The sequence below is a fragment of the Amycolatopsis sp. NPDC021455 genome (assembly GCF_040640995.1).
Lineage (GTDB): Bacteria > Actinomycetota > Actinomycetes > Mycobacteriales > Pseudonocardiaceae > Amycolatopsis.
In genome coordinates this window covers 1-18,816 of record NZ_JBFACT010000053.1, presented here as the reverse complement: position 1 = coordinate 18,816, position 18,816 = coordinate 1, and the positions used below count along the sequence as shown (strand labels likewise).

General features: G+C 70.7%; 20 protein-coding genes. 7 read left to right on the top strand and 13 right to left on the bottom strand.

The features are described 5' to 3' along the window. The first annotated feature begins 27 nt into the window (after window positions 1–27). Genes AB0G28_RS36875 through AB0G28_RS36865 form a run of 3 tightly spaced genes read left to right on the top strand, consistent with a single transcriptional unit; the run spans window position 28 to window position 2,116 of the window. Window positions 28–396 (top strand): DUF4267 domain-containing protein, encoded by a 369-nt coding sequence (locus AB0G28_RS36875; RefSeq protein WP_361100322.1) that lies wholly within the window; start codon window positions 28–30, stop codon window positions 394–396. A gap of 36 nt (window positions 397–432) precedes the next feature. After that, a complete protein-coding gene (locus tag AB0G28_RS36870; protein WP_361100319.1) occupies window positions 433–915 on the top strand; it encodes a cation:proton antiporter regulatory subunit in 483 nt (160 codons plus the stop codon). A gap of 7 nt (window positions 916–922) precedes the next feature. After that, window positions 923–2,116 carry a cation:proton antiporter gene (locus AB0G28_RS36865; protein ID WP_361100316.1) on the top strand — a complete coding sequence of 398 codons (1,194 nt, stop codon included), beginning with the start codon at window positions 923–925 and terminating at the stop codon, window positions 2,114–2,116. 3 nt (window positions 2,117–2,119) lie between these two features. Here the strand turns inward: AB0G28_RS36865 and AB0G28_RS36860 are convergent, their stop codons facing one another. Then, a complete protein-coding gene (locus AB0G28_RS36860; protein ID WP_361100313.1) occupies window positions 2,120–2,467 on the bottom strand; it encodes a hypothetical protein in 348 nt (115 codons plus the stop codon). Window positions 2,468–2,581: 114 nt separating this feature from the next. Continuing rightward, entirely contained in the window at window positions 2,582–4,426 is a 1,845-nt protein-coding gene (locus AB0G28_RS36855) for a Xaa-Pro dipeptidyl-peptidase (protein ID WP_361100310.1), read from the bottom strand. A gap of 90 nt (window positions 4,427–4,516) precedes the next feature. On the opposite strand from AB0G28_RS36855, the gene AB0G28_RS36850 reads away from it, so the two are divergent. After that, on the top strand, window positions 4,517–5,353 hold the full coding sequence (locus AB0G28_RS36850; RefSeq protein ID WP_361100307.1) for an SAM-dependent methyltransferase: 837 nt from the start codon (window positions 4,517–4,519) through the stop codon (window positions 5,351–5,353). Here AB0G28_RS36850 and AB0G28_RS36845 read toward each other — a convergent pair. The 6 genes from AB0G28_RS36845 to xerD form a co-directional block, all read right to left on the bottom strand. Further along, on the bottom strand, window positions 5,332–6,084 hold the full coding sequence (locus tag AB0G28_RS36845) for a pseudouridine synthase (protein ID WP_310971402.1): 753 nt from the start codon (window positions 6,082–6,084) through the stop codon (window positions 5,332–5,334). The two genes, AB0G28_RS36850 and AB0G28_RS36845, sit on opposite strands and share 22 nt — an antisense overlap. Continuing rightward, window positions 6,071–7,024 carry an SMC-Scp complex subunit ScpB gene (gene scpB, locus AB0G28_RS36840; RefSeq protein WP_361100304.1) on the bottom strand — a complete coding sequence of 318 codons (954 nt, stop codon included), beginning with the start codon at window positions 7,022–7,024 and terminating at the stop codon, window positions 6,071–6,073. The genes AB0G28_RS36845 and scpB overlap by 14 nt, the downstream gene beginning before the upstream one ends. Then, on the bottom strand, window positions 7,021–7,923 hold the full coding sequence (locus AB0G28_RS36835) for a segregation/condensation protein A (RefSeq protein ID WP_361100301.1): 903 nt from the start codon (window positions 7,921–7,923) through the stop codon (window positions 7,021–7,023). The genes scpB and AB0G28_RS36835 overlap by 4 nt, the downstream gene beginning before the upstream one ends. Continuing rightward, a complete protein-coding gene (locus AB0G28_RS36830; RefSeq protein ID WP_361100298.1) occupies window positions 7,923–8,327 on the bottom strand; it encodes a cobyrinic acid a,c-diamide synthase in 405 nt (134 codons plus the stop codon). The genes AB0G28_RS36835 and AB0G28_RS36830 overlap by 1 nt, the downstream gene beginning before the upstream one ends. Continuing rightward, window positions 8,324–9,295, bottom strand: a complete 972-nt coding sequence (locus AB0G28_RS36825) for a ParA family protein (protein WP_361100295.1) — start codon at window positions 9,293–9,295, stop codon at window positions 8,324–8,326. Before AB0G28_RS36825 ends, AB0G28_RS36830 begins: the two co-directional genes overlap by 4 nt. Before the next feature lie 147 nt (window positions 9,296–9,442). After that, window positions 9,443–10,342: a site-specific tyrosine recombinase XerD gene (gene xerD / locus AB0G28_RS36820; protein WP_361100424.1), complete on the bottom strand. Its 900-nt coding sequence runs from the start codon at window positions 10,340–10,342 to the stop codon at window positions 9,443–9,445. A 108-nt stretch (window positions 10,343–10,450) separates the two neighbouring features. On the opposite strand from xerD, the gene AB0G28_RS36815 reads away from it, so the two are divergent. Continuing rightward, window positions 10,451–10,981, top strand: coding sequence for a DUF1707 domain-containing protein (locus AB0G28_RS36815; protein WP_361100292.1), 531 nt, complete (start codon window positions 10,451–10,453; stop codon window positions 10,979–10,981). 96 nt (window positions 10,982–11,077) lie between these two features. Here AB0G28_RS36815 and AB0G28_RS36810 read toward each other — a convergent pair whose 3' ends face one another. The 5 genes from AB0G28_RS36810 to AB0G28_RS36790 all read right to left on the bottom strand — a co-directional run bounded on the left by AB0G28_RS36810 (window position 11,078) and on the right by AB0G28_RS36790 (window position 16,942). Next, window positions 11,078–11,707, bottom strand: coding sequence for an NUDIX hydrolase (locus tag AB0G28_RS36810; protein WP_361100289.1), 630 nt, complete (start codon window positions 11,705–11,707; stop codon window positions 11,078–11,080). Then, window positions 11,704–13,404: a CTP synthase gene (locus AB0G28_RS36805; RefSeq protein ID WP_361100286.1), complete on the bottom strand. Its 1,701-nt coding sequence runs from the start codon at window positions 13,402–13,404 to the stop codon at window positions 11,704–11,706. Before AB0G28_RS36805 ends, AB0G28_RS36810 begins: the two co-directional genes overlap by 4 nt. Window positions 13,405–13,494: 90 nt before the next feature. Then, window positions 13,495–14,655: an acyltransferase gene (locus AB0G28_RS36800; protein ID WP_361100283.1), complete on the bottom strand. Its 1,161-nt coding sequence runs from the start codon at window positions 14,653–14,655 to the stop codon at window positions 13,495–13,497. Window positions 14,656–14,889: 234 nt separating this feature from the next. Further along, window positions 14,890–16,083 (bottom strand): peptidase S8, encoded by a 1,194-nt coding sequence (locus AB0G28_RS36795; RefSeq protein WP_361100280.1) that lies wholly within the window; start codon window positions 16,081–16,083, stop codon window positions 14,890–14,892. A gap of 187 nt (window positions 16,084–16,270) precedes the next feature. Next, on the bottom strand, window positions 16,271–16,942 hold the full coding sequence (locus tag AB0G28_RS36790; protein WP_361100277.1) for a GntR family transcriptional regulator: 672 nt from the start codon (window positions 16,940–16,942) through the stop codon (window positions 16,271–16,273). Between the two features lie 147 nt (window positions 16,943–17,089). On the opposite strand from AB0G28_RS36790, the gene AB0G28_RS36785 reads away from it, so the two are divergent. Then, complete coding sequence (locus tag AB0G28_RS36785) at window positions 17,090–18,511, top strand: NCS1 family nucleobase:cation symporter-1 (protein ID WP_361100274.1); 1,422 nt, start codon at window positions 17,090–17,092, stop codon at window positions 18,509–18,511. Then, window positions 18,508–18,816, top strand: a 309-nt coding sequence (locus tag AB0G28_RS36780) for an aspartate/glutamate racemase family protein (RefSeq protein ID WP_361100271.1), incomplete at its 3' end; no start/stop codon positions are given. The genes AB0G28_RS36785 and AB0G28_RS36780, both read left to right, overlap by 4 nt.

Here is an 18,816-nt window from a genome sequence, read left to right as displayed (position 1 = left end):
CGGTGCTAGAAAACTGGAGGGAACACCATGATCGTCACCGGCTACATCCTCGTCGCACTCGTCTCGCTCGGGATCATCTTCATCGGCCTCAGCTACCTCTTCGCGCCGGCGAAGACCGCCGCGGGCTTCGGCTTCAACGAGGTTCCCGAAAACGCCGAAACCTTCTTGAACGTCAAGGGCGGCCGCGACGTCGGCGCCGGCCTGGTCCCGCTGGCCCTGATGATCTACGGCGACACCCACGCGCTGGGCTGGGCCTTCCTCGCCGCTGCCGCCTGGCCCCTCTTCGACATGCTGATCATCCTGCGCCACCGCGGCAAGAAGGCCATGGCCTTCGGCGTCCACGGCCTCACGAGCGCGGTGATGGTCGTCGGGGCCCTGCTCCTGCTGCTCGGCTGAACGCCGCGAATCGGACACCTGGGTTACGGTGGTCGGGTGAACGTCGAAGTAACTCCCCTGCCCGGCATCGGGGTCCGCAAGGACTTCGCCACCCGTACCGGCCGCCGCATCGGCGTCGTCACCCAGCGGGACGGTCACATCGAGCTCATCGTGTCCAAATCGGACGATCCCGATGCCTGCGCCGCCTCGATCCCGCTCACCGCGGACGAGGCGGGCGCACTGGCCAACCTGCTCGGCGCGCCGCAGCTGGTCGCACAGCTGACGGAGGAGCATCGGGACCTGCCGGGGATCAGCACGCGGCAGCTGCCGATCCTGCCGTCCGGCCCGTTCGACGGCCGGACGCTCGGCGACACCGCGATGCGCACCCGCACCGGCGTCTCGGTGGTCGCGGTGGCGCGGGCGGGGCAGGTGCACCCGTCGCCGGCGCCGGACTTCACGTTCACCGGGGGCGACCTGCTCGTCGCGGTCGGCACGGGCGAGGGCCTCGAAGCCGCCGCCAAGATCCTCAAGTACGGCTGAGCGGCCGATGGACCACACCGCGCTGTCCCTGATCGAACTGGGGGCGGTCTTCTTCGTGCTGGGCGTGCTCGGGCGCCTGGCCGGCAAGGTCGGCCTCTCCCCCATCCCGCTCTACCTGCTCGGCGGCCTGTGTTTCGGCGAAGGCGGGCTGATCCCGCTGACCGACATCGGCGGCTTCACGCACCTGGCCGGCGAAATCGGCGTCGTGCTGCTGCTCCTGCTGCTCGGCCTCGAGTACTCCGCGGCCGAGCTGTTCACCGGGCTGCGCCGCTCCTGGACGGCGGGCCTGCTCGACATCGTCCTCAACGCGGCCCCCGGCGCGGGCGTCGCGCTGCTGCTGGGCTGGGGCCCGGTCGGCGCGATGGTGATGGCGGGCGTCACGTACATCTCGTCGTCCGGGATCGTCGCGAAGGTCCTCGGCGACCTGGGCCGGCTCGGCAACCGCGAGACACCGGTGGTGCTGTCGATCCTCGTGTTCGAGGACCTCGCGATGGCGCTCTACCTGCCGATCCTCACCGCGATCCTCGGCGGCGTCACCCTGCTCGGCGGCTTGGAGGCCGTCGGGATCTCGCTGCTGGTGATCACCGTGGTGCTGGTGGTCGCGCTGAAGTTCGGCCGGTACGTCTCGGCGGCGGTCGACAGCCCGGACCGCGAGGTGTTCTTGCTCAAGGTGCTCGGCGCGGCTTTGCTGGTGGCCGGGTTCGCCTCGGCCATGCAGGTGTCGGCCGCGGTCGGCGCGTTCCTGCTCGGCATCGCGATCTCGGGCTCGACGGCGGAGAACGCGACGCGGCTGCTCGAGCCGTTGCGCGACCTGTTCGCGGCGGTGTTCTTCGTGGTCTTCGGGCTCAACACGAACCCGGCGTCGATCCCGCCGGTGCTCGGCTGGGCCGTGGTCCTCGCGGTGGTCACGACGCTGACGAAGGTCGGCACGGGCTGGTGGGCGGCCCGGCGGCAAGGCATCGGGAAGATGGGCCGGGCCCGCGCCGGGGCGGCGCTGGTCGCGCGCGGCGAGTTCTCGATCGTCATCGCCGGCCTGGCGGTGACGGCGGGCGCGGTCACCGGGGAGCTGGCGGCGCTGGCGACGGCGTACGTCCTGCTGATGGCGATCCTCGGTCCGACGGCCGCCCGGGTCGTCGAGCCGATCGCCCGCGCCCTGCAACGGAAAACGGCGACGAAGACCGCTCCGGCCGAGGCGCGGTGAGGGTCAGAACACGTACGTGCAGCCCGTGGCGACCAGGGACGTCTCGCTGGAGGAGTAGGCCGTGCAGGTCGCGGTGACGTTGCTGTAGTACACGTTCATCGGGAACTGGGAGTAGAGGGCGTTCAGCCGGTCGATGTGGAAGACGTAGGGCGCGCCCGCATCGGCGAACCCGGTGCACCACGTGCCCAGGTTGACCGTGGGCGACGGGTACGGGATCGAGGTCAGCCGGACCGAGTAGCCGTACGTACAGGCGGTCGTGGTGGTGGCCTGCGCGGCCGGTGCGGCGACCACCGCGGCAGTGCAGATTCCCGCCAGCGCGGCCGGCGTCGCGCCCAGTTTCCGGTTCGGCACGGCGAACCCCCTCCGTGGAAGTGCGGATCTTTCGACCCTACTGCCGGGTTCCGTGACCGCAAGCAGCCTTCCGGCCGGGGCCGGCTGCGCTGCCGGGCGCAGTGCCCAGCCTCCTCAGCGCAGGTCAGCCGGGCCCGCCGACGGCACGAACGCGCTCGTGCCGAAGGCCGGGTGGGTCGTCGCGGCGGGCACCACGCCGGCCACCGGTACCGACGCCGACGTCCGGGCCAGGTCCAGCGTCACCCGGGCCGGCTGGGCCGGACCACGGATGAAGCTGCCGTCCGTGCCGCCGATGATCAGCGCCAGCGCGTGCCCGCGGGGCACGATGTGGTCCGTGGAAGCCAGCCGGAACGTCATCGTGTACGCCGTCCCCGGCGTCAGGGGTCGTTCCTGCGAAAGGGACGCGTAGTTCGCCAGGTCGGCCCAGCCGCGGCTGAGGATCGTGTAGTTCACCTTCTTCACGTCCGCCGAGGTGATCCGGTAGCAGGCGTCGTCGCCCGTCGCCGAGGAACCCCAGCAGTTCTCGGCAGTCCCCGTCTTGATCCCCTCACCGCTCCCGGCGAAGTTGCGGATCGTCGCCGGGCCGAGGTCGACGAGCAGGGCCGAAAGCCGCGCCGACGACGTGCTCGGCGTGGCCGTCACGGTCACCGAAGTCGTGCCGGAGACCTGCAGGTCCGCGGCCAAGGTCCCGGTGGAGTACGTCAAGGCGGCACTGCCCGGGTTCGTCACCCAGGTGTCCTCGCCGGCACTCGGGTTGTCGGTGAACGACGCCGTGCCCGAGGACGCCGACGTGCCGAGGGTCCCGGAAGAGTGCGGCCGCAACGTCGTCGCCACCACACCGGCCGCCGGGTACGCGCTCTGGTCCACCCACTGGTCCGGTTGCCGCTCGACGCTGGCCTGCGGCCCGTTCTGGACGCCGTTGTCGACGCCGAGCAGGTAGTGGTCGAACCACCGGTGCAGCAGGTCGACCCAGTCGGCCCGCCGGTAGTCGAACGGGTCGACGTGCCCGGTCTGCGACAGCCAGATCTTCTTCTCGACGTTCAGCGCGCTCCACCACTGTCCGAAGTGGATGGTCTTGACGTTGAGGTCGTTGACACCGTGGGACAGCAGCACGCTGGCCCGCACGTTGCCCGCGCGGGCGACGTAGTCCCGGTCCGCCCACAGCGGCCCGTAGTCGCCGTTCGCGGTGGCCCCGGTCGTCAGGACCTGGTTCTGCGCCGAGCAGTTCTGCCCGCTGTTGCGCGCCTCGACCGTCTGCGCGAGGCCGGCCGGGTTGAAGCCGAACGTCGCGCCGTCCGAGCGGTAGTAGTCGTACCAGGAGCTGATCGCCGAGATCGGGACGATCGTCTTGAGGCCCGCGACCCCGGTCGCGGCGACGCCGTTGGCGATCGTGCCGTCGTAGGACTTGCCGATCATCCCGACGTTCCCGGTGCTCCAGCCGGCGGTCACCGCGCTGCCGCCGGTCTTCGCGGTGTAGCCGGCCGCGCGGCCGTTCAGCCAGTCGACCACCTTGCGGGCCGAGTCGACGTCCGAGGCGCCGCCGATGTCCGCGCACCCGGCCGAACGGTTCGTCCCGGCCAGGTCGACCAGCACCACGGCGTACCCGCGCGGCACGAAGTAGTTGTCGTAGAAGAGCGGGAACTTCACCGGTTTCCCGGCGCTGTCGTACGACTTCAGCTCGCTTTCGTTGCCGCGCCCGCAGCACGAGTAGTACGGACTGGCATCCATGATCACCGGGACGCGCGAGGTCGTTTCGCCGGGCCGCACGATGTCGGCGGCAACGCGGTCGGAGCGGCCGTCGCCGTCGCCGTCGCGGCCGATGTCGACCCAGACGGTCTCGCGGATCGCCTTCGCGTAGTCGTAGACCGGTTCGCTCGCAGAGGGCGCCGCCGCGGCGGCTGGAGCCACCGCGCCGGACAGGAGCACCGCGAGGATCCCGCACACCACACCGGTTCGCATGGCGCTCACGCTAGAGCCGCGAAAACGACCCTGCTACTGCGGAAAGTCGGGGATCCTCGCCCGCCCCACGTTCGGAGTAGCTTGACCACCGTGACCGAATCCCTCCCGGCCGTGAGCCGGACCGCCGTCGGTGTCGCCGCCCTGCGCGCCTACGAAAGCAACCGGCCGGACCGGCTGTTCGAGGACCCGTACGCGGCCGCGTTCTTCGAAGCCGGGCGATCGGTGCTGCCGGAGATCGGCCGGGACGCGCCCCAGGCCGGGCTGGGCGAGCTGATGTACCCGCAGATCGTGGTCCGGACCCGGTTCTTCGACGACTACCTCCTCGAAGCCGGCTGCGCGCAGGTGGTGCTGCTCGCCGCCGGGCTCGACGCCCGGGCGTTCCGGCTGGCCTGGCCGCCCGGCACGCGGCTGTTCGAGATCGACCTGCCCGAGGTGCTGGCGTTCAAGGACGACGTCCTGGCCATCCAGGACGCGTCACCCTCGTGCGAACGCGTCGTCGTCCCTGCGGACCTACGCGAAGACTGGGCGACAGCGTTGCGCGCGAGCGGGTTCGACCCGGCGGTGCCGACGGCCTGGCTGATCGAAGGGCTGCTGATCTACCTGTCGTACGAAGACGCCGAGCGGCTGCTGACCACCGTCGGCGAGCTGTCGGCGCCGGGCAGCCGGGTGTCCTTCGAGCACGGGACGGGCGGCGTGCCGGACAGCCTGGTCTCCCGTGCCCGCGCGACCGAGGACGGCGAGTCCGTCACCAGACTGTGGCGCGGCGGCCTCGGCACCTCCGCACCGGAGTGGCTGGCCGCCCACGGCTGGCAGCCGTCGACGGTTACGCGCGCCGAGGCCGCCGCCGCGTTCGGCCGCCCCTCGGACGACAACGCGACCACCGACGGGTTCGTCACCGCCGTGCGTCAGAGTTCGACGTTGCGGTAGAGCGCCCCGACCTCGGTCTTCGTCAGCCGCCGGATCGAGCCGACGCGCTGGTTGCCGAGCTGGACGTCGCCGACCGCGGTGCGGACCAGCTTGAGCACCGGGTGCCCGGTGTCCTTGAGCAGGCGGCGCACGATGTGCTTCTTGCCCTCGTGGATCACCAGCTCGACCAGCGACTTGCCGGAGTGCATGTCCTTGACGCGGAACTGGTCGACCTTGACGATGCCGTCCGGCAGCTCCCAGCCGCGGCGCAGCTCCTTGCCGAGCCCGCGCGGCACCAGGCCGTCGACCTCGGCGAGGTAGGTCTTGAGCACCCGGTAGGACGGGTGCATCAGCCGGTGCCCGAGGTCGCCGTCGTTGGTCAGCAGCAGCAGGCCCTCGGTGTTCTCGTCGAGCCGTCCGACGTGCACGACCCCGGGCGTCTCCTCGTACCGGCCGCGCAGGTAGTCGCCGACACAGGGGCGGCCGCGGTCGTCCGACATCGTCGAGTGCACGCCCTTGGGCTTGTTCAGGGCGAGGTAGATGAGGTCGTCGCGCAGGTTCACCCGGGTGCCGTCGACGTGGATGATCGCGTTGTCCGGGTCGACGCGGCGGCCCAGCTCGGTGACGACCTCGCCGTCCACCTCGACCCGGCCGGCGACGATCAGGTCCTCCGCCGCGCGCCGGGAGGCGACCCCGGCCTGCGACAGCACCTTCTGCAGCCGGACGCCGTCGGGGTGTTCACTGGATGTCATCGATGGTGTCCACTTCGGGTAGCAACGGAGCGATCGGCGGCAGGTCGTTCAGTGACGACAGCCCCAGTCGCTCCAGGAACAGCTCGGTCGTCACGTACAGCGTGCCGGTCGTCTCGGGATCGGTCCCCATCTCTTCGATGAGGCCGCGCGCGAGCAGCGTCCGGATCACGCCGTCCACGTTCACGCCGCGCACCGCGGCGACCCGCGCACGGGTCACCGGCTGCCGGTACGCGATCACGGCGAGGCTCTCCAGCGCGGCCCGGGTCAGCTTCGACCGCTGGCCGTCCAGCAGGAGCTTCTCCACGAACGGGGCATAGACGTCCCTAGTGTAGAACCGCCACCCTTCGCCGACGCGCCGCAGGTCGATCCCGGAGTTCCGGTCGGTGAACTTCTGCGCCATGGTCCGCAGGGCGACGACGATCCGCGACTTGGGCTGGTCGAGGGTGTCGGCCAGGAGTTCTTCGCCGGCCGGGGAGTCGACGATGAGGAGGAGCGCTTCGAGGGCGGCTTCGAGGGCCTCGTCGGAGGTGACGTCCGGCATGGAGTCGGCGTCCCCGGCGGCGACCAGGTCGGACTCGGGATCCTCGGGACCGGGCTCGGCAGAAGCTTCGGCCGCCGGCTCGGCGGGCGCTTCGGGCTCCGCAAGCGCGGAGCTTTCACGTGAAAGCTCCGCCTCGGGCTCGGGCGGCGCGGCCTCGACCAGGGGCTCCACCGGGTCGCCGTCCTCGGTGACCGGCTCGCCGGACAGGGCCTCGTCCAGGGCCAGCTCGGCCGCGGCTTCCTCCGGTGCCTCGCTCGCCGGCGGTTGCGGGGCCTCGGTTTCGGCCGGCTCGTCGACCGGCGGTTCCGGGGCCCCGACCTCGGCGGCCGGCGTCTCCTCGGCAGGCGCGTCGACCGGGACCTCCGGCGCCTCGGCCTGCTCGTTGTTCTCCGGGCTCACCCGTACTCCTCTTCGTCTCCGAACGCGCGGTCCAGCTCGGCCGCCGCGGAGGCTTCCTCCTTCGTGCCGCCCGTCCAGCGGACGTGCAGCTCGGCCAGTGCCTCGCTCTGCTCGAACTGGACCGTCGCCTCGCGGTAGAGCTCCAGCAGCGCCAGGAAGCGCGCCACGATCTCCACCGTGTGCTCGCAGTCGTCGACCAGCTCGCCGAACGTCGCCTGGCCGCGTTCGGCCAGCATCACCCGCAGGATCGCCGCGTGCTCGCGCACCGAAATGCGGCCCATGTGGATGTGGGCGATCGACACCGTCGGCGGCGGCTTCGGCCGGAACACCGCCACCGCGATGTCGGCGAACTTCTGCGGCGTGACGCCCAGCATCACCTCGGGCAGCAGCCCGACGAACCGCTCCTCCAGCGCCACCGACCGCGGGTAGCGCCGCAGCGCGTTCTGTTCCAGCTCGCCGAACAGCGCCGCCACCTGCTTGTACGCGCGGTACTGCAGGATCCGCGCGAACAGCAGGTCACGCGCTTCGAGCAGCGCGAGGTCGTCTTCGCTCTCCACCTCGGCCGACGGCAGCAGCCGCGCCGCCTTCAGGTCCAGGAGCGTGGCCGCGATGACCAGGAACTCCGTCGTCTCGTCGAGGTTCCAGTCCGTGCCCAGCGCCCGCGTGTACGCGATGAAGTCGTCGGTGACCTGGTGCAACGCCACCTCGGTGACGTCGAGCTGGTGCTGCGAGATCAGCTGCAGCAGCAGGTCGAACGGTCCCTCGAAGTTGGCCAGCCGCACCTTGAACTTCGACGTGCTCAGCTCTTCGGTGTTGACGCCTTCGGGGATCATCCCGCCGTGCACTGTCTGGTGCTCTTCGGGAACCTGTTCCTCCGGAGCCGGTTCCGGCTCGTCCATCAGCCCTCGGTTTCGCCGCCGTCTGAGCCGACCACCCGCAGCCGCTGGACCAGCACCGATTCGTCGCCGTTCTGGTCGAAGTCGGCCAGCAGCACCGCGACCGCCTCGCGGACCAGCCGGCCGCGGTCGACGACCAGGTCGTGCTTCGCGCGCAGCGTCAGCCGGGCCTGCTCCATGGCGACCAGCTCGTCGCCGGAGACGTACACGGTGATCTTCGCGTCGTGCTTGGTCCGGCCGGACCCGTGCGGGGCCGCGCTGCGGGCGAGCTGGTCCGCCCGGCCGTTGCCCGAAGGCTTGGGCTTCTCGGCGGGCTCGGAGGGTGCCTGGGGAGGGAGATCGAGGGCGGGACTGGAGGTGATCCTGAAGAGTTCCGACGCTCCGGGCAGGGAGGCGCGCCTGCTCACCGAGCGATCACCTCGCGGGCCAGCTGGCGGTACGCCGCCGCGCCGGCCGACTTGGGCGCCCAGGTCGTGATCGGCTCACCCGCGACCGTCGTCTCGGGGAACCGCACGGTGCGGTTGATGACCGTGTCGAACACGGTCTCGCCGAATGCCTCCACCACGCGAGCCATGACCTCCTTCGAATGCAGGGTTCTCGGGTCGTACATGGTGGCGAGAATCCCGACTATGTCCAGTTTGGGGTTGAGGCGTTCCTGGACCTTCTCGATGGTGTCGATCAGGAGGGCGACGCCTCGCAGACTGAAGAACTCGCACTCCAGCGGGATGATCACGCCGTCCGCGGCGGTCAGCGCGTTCACCGTGAGCAGGCCGAGCGAGGGCTGGCAGTCGACAAGAACATAGTCGTAGTCGTTCATGACCGGACGCAGGACCCGTAACAACGTGTGTTCGCGCCCTACCTCGGCGACGAGCTGGACCTCCGCGGCGGACAGGTCGATGTTGCTCGGCAGCAGGTCAACGCCGTCGACGCGGGTCTTCATCAGCACGTCGGTGGCGCTGACCGAGCGCTCCATGATGGCGTTGTAGACCGTTTGGTCCAGCTCGTGCGGCTGGATGCCGAGGCCGACGGCGAGCGCGCCCTGCGGGTCGAAGTCGACGAGCAGCACCTTGCGCCCGCACTCGGCGAGCGCGGCCCCCAGGTTGATGGTCGACGTCGTCTTGCCGACGCCGCCCTTCTGGTTGCACATCGCCATGATCTTGGCCGGGCCGTGCTTGTCCAGCGGCGGCGGTTCGGGGATCTCGCGGATCGGGCGGCCGGTCGGCCCGATGCCCTCGAGCTTCACCTTCTTGCCGTTGCGCTCGGGTGATTCGTCGCCGTCGTGGTCGGCAGGCGTCGCGATGGTGACCTGGCTGAGGTTCGCCGCCGCCGACCCGGCGGACTCGGCCGGGAGGGCCGGCTGGTTCGGTGTCGACATGGCGCGAAAGCTCCTTGTTCGTCAGCGTCCGCCGCAGCCTATGTCCGGAGTCGGAGCCCCGGCAAAGCAACGCGCCGGACCCGACGGGGCAATGTCACTCGACCGTCGGTGCAGGCCGGCAAGGCTGTTCGCCGTTTATAGGGCCGTCTAGCCCAGTGCTCGCGGGTGCGCTGTCGCGTACACCTCACGCAAGGTGTTGACCGTGACCAGCGTGTACACCTGGGTCGTCGTCACCGAGGCGTGGCCGAGGAGTTCTTGGACGACGCGGACGTCGGCGCCGCCTTCGAGCAGATGCGTGGCGAAGGAGTGGCGGAGGGTGTGCGGCGACACCGCGGCCTTGATCCCTGCCCGTTCGGCCGTGTCCTTGAGCACCTGCCACGCGCTCTGCCGCGAAAGCCGGCTGCCGCGGGCGTTGAGGAACAGCGCCGCGGTGCCGCGTCCGTGCGCGGCGAGCGCCGGCCGCGCGCGGACGGTGTAGGCGTGCAACGCCGCGAGCGCCGGACGGCCGATCGGGACCAGCCGCTGCTTGCCGCCCTTGCCGTCGAGCAGCACCGTGCGCTCGGCCTCGTCGACGTCGTCGATGTCCAGGCCGACCGCCTCGGAGATCCGCGCGCCGGTGGAGTAGAGCAGCTCGAGCAGCGCCCGGTCGCGCAGCGCGCGCTCGCCGTCCGGCGGCGTCTCGAGCAGCCTCAGCACGTCGTCGACCGGCAAGGCCTTGGGCAGCCGCTTCGCCGGCGCCGGCGGCCGGACCTCGCGGGCCGGGTTGTGCTCGGTGAGCCCCTCGGCGTGGGCGAACTTGTGCAGCCCGCGCACGGCGACCAGGGCTCGCGCGGCCGACGACGCGGCCAGCGGCCGGTGTTCGCCGTCCCCCTCGCGCAGGGCGGCACCGAAGGCCGTGACGTGCGCGGACGTGACGTCGGCGATCTTCGCGACGCCCACGCCGTCCAGGTACGCGCGGTACCGGCGCAGGTCGCGGGCGTAGCTGTCCAGGGTGTTGCGTGCGGTCCCGCGTTCGACGACCAGGTGGTCGAGGTACGCGGCGATCACGTCGGCCGTGCTGTGCGGGCTGGAGGCCACGCCGGTCACCTTAGGCCGCCCGGGGCTCGTGACCCGGCAGAAACCCCGTTCCCGGCTCGCCGCGGTTACCTTGGATTCATGGAGGCGGACGAACTCCGCATCGGCACGGCGGAGCGCGAGGAAGCGGCGAGGCTGCTCGCCGACCACTTCGGCATGGGCCGGATCACCCCGGACGAGTACGAGACGCGGGTGACGGACGCCTACGCGGCGACGACCTTGGGTGGCCTGCGGCCGCTGTTCCGCGACCTGCCACCGCCGCATCCGGGGTTCTTCGGGCCGGCGCCGCCGTACGCGCAGCCGACGATGCAGCTGCCGATGTACGCCCCGCCGGTGGCCAACCCGTACGCGCCGCCGCCGACGCCGTACGCGCCGCCGATGCCCTACGCGCCGGTCCCCTACTCCTACCGGTCCAAGACCGTGGCCGGGGTGCTCCAGATCGTGCTGCCGTTCGGCGTCGGCCGGTTCTACACCGGCCAGGTCGGACTGGGCCTGCTCCAGCTCTTCGTGGTGCTGGTGACCGGGATCGGCTTCCTGTGGCCGATGATCGACGGCGTCATGCTGCTGAAGGATGGCGGCCTGGACGCCCAGGGCCGCCCGCTGCGCCCCTGACCCGAGCGCCCCAATGTGGCGTTCGGTGCGTCCAGCGCACCCAATGTGGCGTTCGGTGCGTTGGACGCAACCAACGCCACATTGGGGCGCTTGAGATCAGGACTCGCGGCGCTTGGCGAAGGCCGTCGGGCGGTCGTCCCACGGGGCGTCCGCAGGACGCGGGGAAGCCGCGCCCGTGAGCACCGCGTGCGTGGCCAGCACGCCGGACACCGTGGCGCCGTTCAGCAGCTCGCCCGCCAGGGCCATCCGGACCGCCTCGGCGAGCGGGAACTTGCGGATGACCAGGTCGGCCTCCTCGTCCCCGAGCACCTCACGGTCCACATCGGACAGTCCGCGGGCCAGGAAGACGCGCACCACCTCGTCGGTGAAGCCGGGCGACGCCGCGACGTCGACCAGGGTCACCCAGTCCGACGCGGCCAGCCCGACCTCCTCGACGAGCTCCCGGCGGGCCGTGCCCACCGGGTCCTCGCCGAGGTGGTCGATCAGGCCCGCGGGCAGCTCCCACAGCCGGTGCCCGATCGGGTGCCGGTACTGGTGGATGAGCGTGACCTGCTGCTCTTCGTCGAGCGCGACGATCGCCACCGCGCCCAGGTGCTCGATCACCTCGCGGGTCGCGGTGTTCCCGCCCGGCATCACGACCTCGTCGATCCGCAGGCCGACGACGTGTCCGATGTGGACGTCGCGGCTGGCCGCGACGCTGAACTCGTGCTCGCCCGGCGCGGTCACCGGGCCGCCACGGAGGCTTCGGGCAGCTCGACCGGCAGCCGCTCGGCGACCTTGCGGTCGACGACGGCCTTGACGAACGCGCTGAACAGCGGGTGCGGCCGGGTCGGGCGGCTCTTCAGCTCGGGGTGCGCCTGCGTGCCGACGAAGAACGGGTGCTTGTCGGCGGGCAGCTCGACGAACTCGACCAGGTGGTCGTCCGGCGAGGTGCCGGAGAACACGAGACCCGCGTCCGAGAGCTGCTTGCGGTAGGCGTTGTTGACCTCGTAGCGGTGCCGGTGCCGCTCGGACACCTCGGTGCTGCCGTACGCCTTCGCGACCTGCGAGCCCGGCTTGAGCTTCGCGGGGTAGGCGCCGAGCCGCATGGTGCCGCCCATGTCCCGCTCCCCCGCGACGACGTCGCGCTGGTCGGCCATGGTCGAGATGACCGGGTGCTTGGTGTTCTCGTCGAACTCCGACGACCCGGCGTCCTTGATGCCGGCCAGGTGGCGGGCGGCCTCGATGACCATGCACTGCAGGCCGAGGCACAGGCCGAGCAGCGGGACGCCCCGGGTGCGGGCGTACTCGATCGCGCCGACCTTGCCCTCGATGCCGCGGATGCCGAACCCGCCCGGGATCAGCACACCGTCCACATCGGACAGCACGGACGCGGCGCCGGACGCGGTCTGCGCGTCGTCCGAGGCGACCCAGACGATCTCGACCTTGGCGCGGTGGGCGAACCCGCCCGCCCGCAGGGCCTCGGTGACCGACAGGTAGGCGTCCGGCAGGTCGATGTACTTGCCGACGACCGCGATCCGCACGACCTCGCTGGGGTTGTGCACGCGGTCGAGCAGGTCGCCCCACACCGTCCAGTCGACGTCGCGGAACGGCAGGCCGAGGCGGCGGACGACGTAGGCGTCGAGGGCCTCGCCGTGCAGCACCTTCGGGATGTCGTAGATCGACCGCGCGTCCGGGCAGGCGATGACGGCCTCGGTGTCGACGTCGCACATCAGGCCGATCTTGCGCTTGAGGTCCTCGGGGATCTCGCGGTCGGCCCGGCAGACCAGCGCGTCGGGCTGGATACCGATGTTGCGCAGCGCGGCGACCGAGTGCTGGGTCGGCTTCGTCTTCAGCTCGCCCGACGGCGCCAGGTACGGCACCAGCGAGACGTGCAGGAAGAAGCAGTGGTCGCGGCCGACGTCGTGGCGGACCTGGCGGCAGGCCTCCAGGAACGGCAGGGACTCGATGTCGCCGACCGTGCCGCCGACCTCGGTGATGACGACGTCCGGCGCCTGGCCGTTCTCGTCCGGCCCGGCCGCGGCGGTGATCCGGGCCTTGATCTCGTCGGTGATGTGCGGGATGACCTGCACGGTGTCGCCGAGGTACTCGCCGCGGCGCTCCTTGGCGATCACCTCGGAGTAGACCTGGCCGGTGGTGACGTTGGCCTTGCCGTCGAGGTCGCGGTCGAGGAACCGCTCGTAGTGGCCGATGTCGAGGTCGGTCTCGGCACCGTCGTCGGTGACGAACACCTCACCGTGCTGGAACGGGTTCATCGTCCCGGGGTCGACGTTGAGATAGGGGTCGAGCTTCTGCATCGTGACGCGAAGCCCGCGCGCGGTAAGGAGCTGACCCAGGCTGGAAGCCGTGAGTCCCTTACCCAGAGAGGAGGCGACGCCTCCGGTGACAAAGACGTACTTGGTTGCCCGTGACTGAAGTCCCACGGGCCGCCAGCATATCCCACCGCTGCGGATCCGCGCGTTGTGACATGCCCGATCCTCCGGATCCGGCCGTCACCACCCACGCGGGTGAGATCAGGCCGCGGCCTTCACGGGTGACAGCCGGGGCCGCCCGGTGAGCGCGCGGCTGCCCGGCAGCCGCCGCAGCACCTCCACGATCAGGACCGTCAGGACGATCGTCGCCACGTAGATGATCACGCTCAGCCACGGCGCGCCGAACCGCTCCGCGACGTGCGGGATCGCCGGCCCGAGCAGGGCCAGGGCGAGCGGGTGCACCAGGAAGATGCCGAACGACCGGTTCGCCGCCCACGACACCACCCGGGCCCCGCGGCTGCCTTCGCGGCGGCGCGCGGCCCACCGTGTGGCGAGCGCGTAGATCGCCGCGATGACGGTGAGGAACCACGGGATCAGGTACGGCTGGAACGGGTCGCTCGCCACCTGCGGGAACGTTCCATTGTGGACGGTCCGGAAATAGCACCACTCGGTGCCCGCGAGCACCGCCACGAGCGCGCCGCCGAGCGGCAGCCGGTGCCGGCCCACCCAGGCGTGCACGGCCTCGAAGTGCATGGCCACGACGGCGCCGAACAGCGTGTAGAACTGGTAAGGCAGGATCGTGCCGTAGAGGTGGGTGATCGTCCCGTAGCTCACGCCGAACGGCTGGTAGGTCATGAACAGCGTGACGCCGACCTGCAGTAGCCCGCTGCCGAGCAGCAGCCACTTGTGCTTGCCCTCGGTCGCCCGCAGCAGCTTCATCAGTACCGGGAACAGCAGGTACACCTGCATGGTCACCAGCAGGAAGTACAGGTGGTACCAGGCGCCGCCGGTGACCAGGTCGGTCAGCAGCAGGCGCATCGACGCCTCGAGCGAGCCCGGCTGCTGCTCGCCGGTCACCAGGCCGTAGGCCCAGAAGAACATCGACCACGCCAGGTAGGGCGTCGCGACCAGCGGCAGCCGGCGGCGCCAGAAGTCCCCGGCGGTGAACTCGCGGCCGCGGTTCTGGAACACCAGCACGAACCCGGTCAGCGCGAAGAACGCCTCACGCGTGAAGTGCAGCGGCGTCTCGACGGCGTTGGCCCCGACGTCCTGCGCGAAGTTCGTCGCGCCCACCACGTGGATGAGGATGACGCAGGCGAACGTGACCAACCGGAACAGGTCGATCTGGTGCAGGTAGGGCGCTTTCCCACCCGGTCTGGTGACGCGGGCGGGGGTCTCGAGGGTGGCCTGGGCAGTCGTCATCGTGCCGCCGATCCGGCACCGTCGTCGGCGTGGTTCACGTTGTCAGACTTGCCACCCATTCTGTGAATTTCCCATGAAGCCGCTGGGAAGCGCCTGTTGGCGGGGCTCCTGGGGCGTGTCGGATATGCCACTTTTCCTGGGGCTGCGCGATTACCGTGATCATGTTAGTGCTCAGCGTGAAGGGCCACCACGCGGGCGGACGACGTCCGCGTGGCGGCCCTCACGGCGAAGGACTCAGAAGGCGGCTGCGCCGTTCGGCGTACCGAGCCCGGTCGGGCCGTCGTAGCCGGTCACGGCGGTGCAGAGGTAACTGCCGCCGCACGAGCCGTTGCTCCCGCCGCTCACGTCGTAGAGCGAAGACGTGTGCGAATACACAGTGTTCGCGCCCGTGACGCCGGTGACACCGCCCAGCGCGTACACGGCACCGACGACCGGGGCGGCGACGCTCGTGCCGCCGAACACCATCCAGCCGGAGCGGCCCTGGTAGGCCGTGCTGTCGTAGACGGCGACGCCGGTGGCCGGGTCGGCGACGGCGCTGACGTCGGCGACCGCGCGCTTGCCGCAGCCGCTGTCGGTCTGCCACGACGGCTTGGCGACGTACGCCGAGCAGCCGCTGCCCGCGCCGCTCCACGCCGTCTCGCTCCAGCCGCGGGTGTTCGACGCCTTCTTCAGGCTGGTGCCGCCGACCGCGGTGACGTACCGCGACGCGGCCGGGAACTCGACGCCGTACCCGGAGTCACCGGAACTGACCGTGACCGCGACACCCGGGTGGTTGAAGTACTTGCCCTCGTCCGTGGTCTCGCCCGAGTACTCGCCGCCGCCGTAGGAGTTGCTGACCACCTCGGCGCCGAGCCGGACGGCGGTGTTCACGGCCGTGCCGAGGTTGGCCATGCTCGCGGTGCTCGCCTCGACGAGCAGGACGTTGCACTTCGGGCAGATCGCCGACGCCATGTCGAGGTCGAGGGAGATCTCCTGGGCCCAGCCGCCGTCCTTGCGCGGATAGGACGTCCCGCCGTTCTGGTCGGCCTTGGCGAAGCACGGCGTGGCACTGGCGTCGACCGACGAAGGCGTGCACGAGGCGAGCGCGGGGATGCCGTACTGGGCGCGGTAGACGTTCACGTCGGCGAACGCGGTCGGGTCGTCGTTGGCGTCGACGATCGCGATCGTCCGGCCGGCGCCGGCGCTGCCGGCGAGCGAGCCGAGGTTGTACGCGGAGAGCAGATCGGCCGGGCCGAGCCCGGACGGCGTCGCGGCGGCCGCGGCGGCGGTGACGTGGTCGGTGTCGATCCAGGCGTTGCAGGCCGCGTAGCCGGCCGGGGCGGCCGAGCAGACGCGCTGGAGGTGCCCGTGGGCGGGTGCCGCCTCGGCGACCCCGGCGGCGGACAGGGTGAGGGTGAAGGCTGCGGCGAAAACTGTCGCTCTACGCACAGTGAACCTCCGGGAGGTGGGGACCCCGGTCGGCGGGACCGGTGAGCGAAGACCCTAAGCAGCCGTTCGGCCGTGTGACACAGACCAAAGTCGGGCTTCGGTTGGTCTCAATGGCGGAAAATCCGGGCAGCGGACGGCATTTCCCGCCAAACCGGATTTCTCTTCGCTTCTACTCTGCGTAGCGCGGTCAGCCCGCCGGTCGCTCGCCCGGCTCGTCGTCGCCGAAGAGGGACCGCAGAGTCACCTCGCGGTTCACCCGGACATGCTCCGCCGCGTAGGCCTTCGCGCGCTCGGCGTTCCCCGACGCGATCGCGTCGCACAGCCGCCGGTGCTCGTCGAGCAGGTCCGCCCAGTGCTCGTTCTGGCTCGTGAGCCAGCGCAGCCTGCCCTCGAGGGGCTGCAGCATCGTGGTGAGCAGCGCGTTGCCCGCGATGGCGACGATCTCGTCGTGGAAGCGCGAGTTGAGCACGGTGATCCGGGCCGCGTCGCCCCGGGCCGTCGCGCGGCCGGCGTCGGCGAGCACCCGCTCGAGCCGTTTCAGCTCCGCCGCGCCCGCGCGCTCGGCGGCGAGCCCCGCGGCGAGTCCTTCGAGGGCCTCCCGGACGTCGAACAGCTCCTCGACGTCGACCCGCGCCAGCTGCCGGACGACGACCCGGCGCGGCGACTGGACGACGACGAACCCTTCGGCCTCCAGGCTGCGGATGGCCTCGCGGACCGGCACCCTGGAGACGCCGAGGTCTTCGGCCAGCTCGCGCTCGACCAGCCGGTCGCCCGGGCGGAGCCGGCCGGTCAGGATCCGTTCGCGCAGCTCCTCGCGCACCCGCTGCCGGGTGGCCGCGAGGGGTTGCCGCTCGTTCACCGCGCCCCTCCTTCAACACCGCCGTAACCGGCCGTAACACGAGTTTATCGGCCGGAGGGTTGACTCGGGTCGGCGCCGGGGCAATATTTGGGATTCCAAAATTTGGTATCCCAAATCGCCGTAGCAGCACGTCGACCGGAGGCCCGCATGACCGCCGCCCCGCTCACGGAACCTTCCCAAGAGACGACCACCTCGCCCGATCCCCGGTTGTGGAACGAAGACCTCGCGCCGGCGAAGGAACGCCGCTGGAAGGTCTACGACATCTTCGCGCTGTGGATGTCCGACGTGCACAACCTCGGCAACTACACCTTCGCGGCCGGGCTGTTCGTGCTCGGCCTGTCCGCCTGGCAGGTGTTCACCGCGCTGCTGTTCGGGTTCATCATCATCTACGCCGGGATGAACCTGATGGGCCGGATCGGCCAGCGCACCGGCGTGCCGTTCCCGGTGGTGGCGCGGATCAGCTTCGGCACGTTCGGCGCCAACCTGCCCGCGCTGATCCGCGCGATCATCGCGATCTTCTGGTACGGCATCCAGACCTACCTCGCGAGCGTGGCCATCACGCTGCTCGTCCTCGCCATCGACCCGGGCCTGAAACCGTGGACGGAACACGGTTTCCTCGGCCTGCACGCGCTCGGCTGGATCTGCTTCGTCGCGCTGTGGGCGGTCCAGGCGCTGATCCTGACCCGCGGCATGGAGTCGGTGCGCAAGTTCCAGGACTGGTGCGGCCCGGCGATCTGGGTCGTGATGATCGCCCTCGCCGTCTGGATCCTCGCCGCCGGGCACTGGAACATCTCCTTCACCAGCAGCCCCAAGCAACTCTCCACCGGCGAGCAGATCCGGCAGTGGTTCGGCGCGGCCGGGCTCATCCTGGCCACCTACGGCACGCTCATGCTCAACTTCTGCGACTTCTCGCGGTTCGCCCCCGACCAGAAGACGGTGAAGCGCGGCAACTTCTGGGGCCTGCCGATCAACTCGACGGCGTTCGCGCTGCTGTCGGTGATCGTCACCGCGGGCAGCATGCAGGTGTTCGGCGAGGCGATCACCGACCCGGCCGAACTGCTGGCCAAGGTGCACAACACGCCGGTGCTCATCGTCGGCGCGCTCACCTTCGCCATCGCCACCATGGGCGTCAACATCGTCGCCAACTTCGTCTCCCCCGCATACGACCTGGCGAACATCTGGCCGAAGCGGATCACCTTCACCATCGGCGGGATGATCAGCGCGGTCGCGGCGCTGTGCGTGCTGCCGTGGAAGCTGTACTCCTCGCCGGCGGTGGTCAACTACTTCCTCGGCGGCCTCGGCGCGTTCCTCGGCCCGCTGTTCGGCATCATGATCGTCGACTACTACCTGATCCGGCGCGGCAAGGTCGACGTCGCGCAGCTGTTCGTCGACGGCGGGATCTACCCGCGGGTGAACCCGCGTGCGCTGGTGACGTTCTTCCCGACCGCCGCGCTCTCCGCCGTCATCGCGCTGGTGCCGTACTTCGCGCCCGCCGCGCCGTACTCGTGGTTCATCGGCACGGCGTCGTCGGCGGCCCTGTACTACGCGGTGTCGAGGAAGCACCGATGAGGATCGTCGTCACCAACTGCAACACCACCGAGGCGATGACGAAGGAGATCGAAGCCGGGGCCCGCGCGGCCGCGAGCCCCGGCACGGAGATCCTCGCCCGCACGCCGCGCTGGGGACCGGAGTCGGCCGAGGGCTGGCTGGACAGCTTCCTGTCGGCGGCGGCGGTGCTGGACCTGTTGCGGGGCCTGGAAGAACCGTTCGACGCGGTCGTGGGGGGCGGGGGGGGGGGGCACGGCCCCGCGGGGGCGCGCGCGCGAGATAGGAAGAGAGGGGGGTGGGGGAAGAGTGGTAGGGCGAGTGTGTAT

Coding starts and splice junctions, on each gene's coding strand:
- AB0G28_RS36800 (WP_361100283.1), bottom strand. CDS start 14,655: ATGACGACTGCCCAGGCCACCCTCGAGACCCCCGCCCGCGTCACCAGA.
- AB0G28_RS36865 (WP_361100316.1), top strand. CDS start 923: ATGGACCACACCGCGCTGTCCCTGATCGAACTGGGGGCGGTCTTCTTC.
- AB0G28_RS36785 (WP_361100274.1), top strand. CDS start 17,090: ATGACCGCCGCCCCGCTCACGGAACCTTCCCAAGAGACGACCACCTCG.
- AB0G28_RS36875 (WP_361100322.1), top strand. CDS start 28: ATGATCGTCACCGGCTACATCCTCGTCGCACTCGTCTCGCTCGGGATC.
- AB0G28_RS36825 (WP_361100295.1), bottom strand. CDS start 9,295: ATGTCGACACCGAACCAGCCGGCCCTCCCGGCCGAGTCCGCCGGGTCG.
- AB0G28_RS36845 (WP_310971402.1), bottom strand. CDS start 6,084: ATGACATCCAGTGAACACCCCGACGGCGTCCGGCTGCAGAAGGTGCTG.
- AB0G28_RS36835 (WP_361100301.1), bottom strand. CDS start 7,923: ATGGACGAGCCGGAACCGGCTCCGGAGGAACAGGTTCCCGAAGAGCAC.
- AB0G28_RS36815 (WP_361100292.1), top strand. CDS start 10,451: ATGGAGGCGGACGAACTCCGCATCGGCACGGCGGAGCGCGAGGAAGCG.
- AB0G28_RS36855 (WP_361100310.1), bottom strand. CDS start 4,426: ATGCGAACCGGTGTGGTGTGCGGGATCCTCGCGGTGCTCCTGTCCGGC.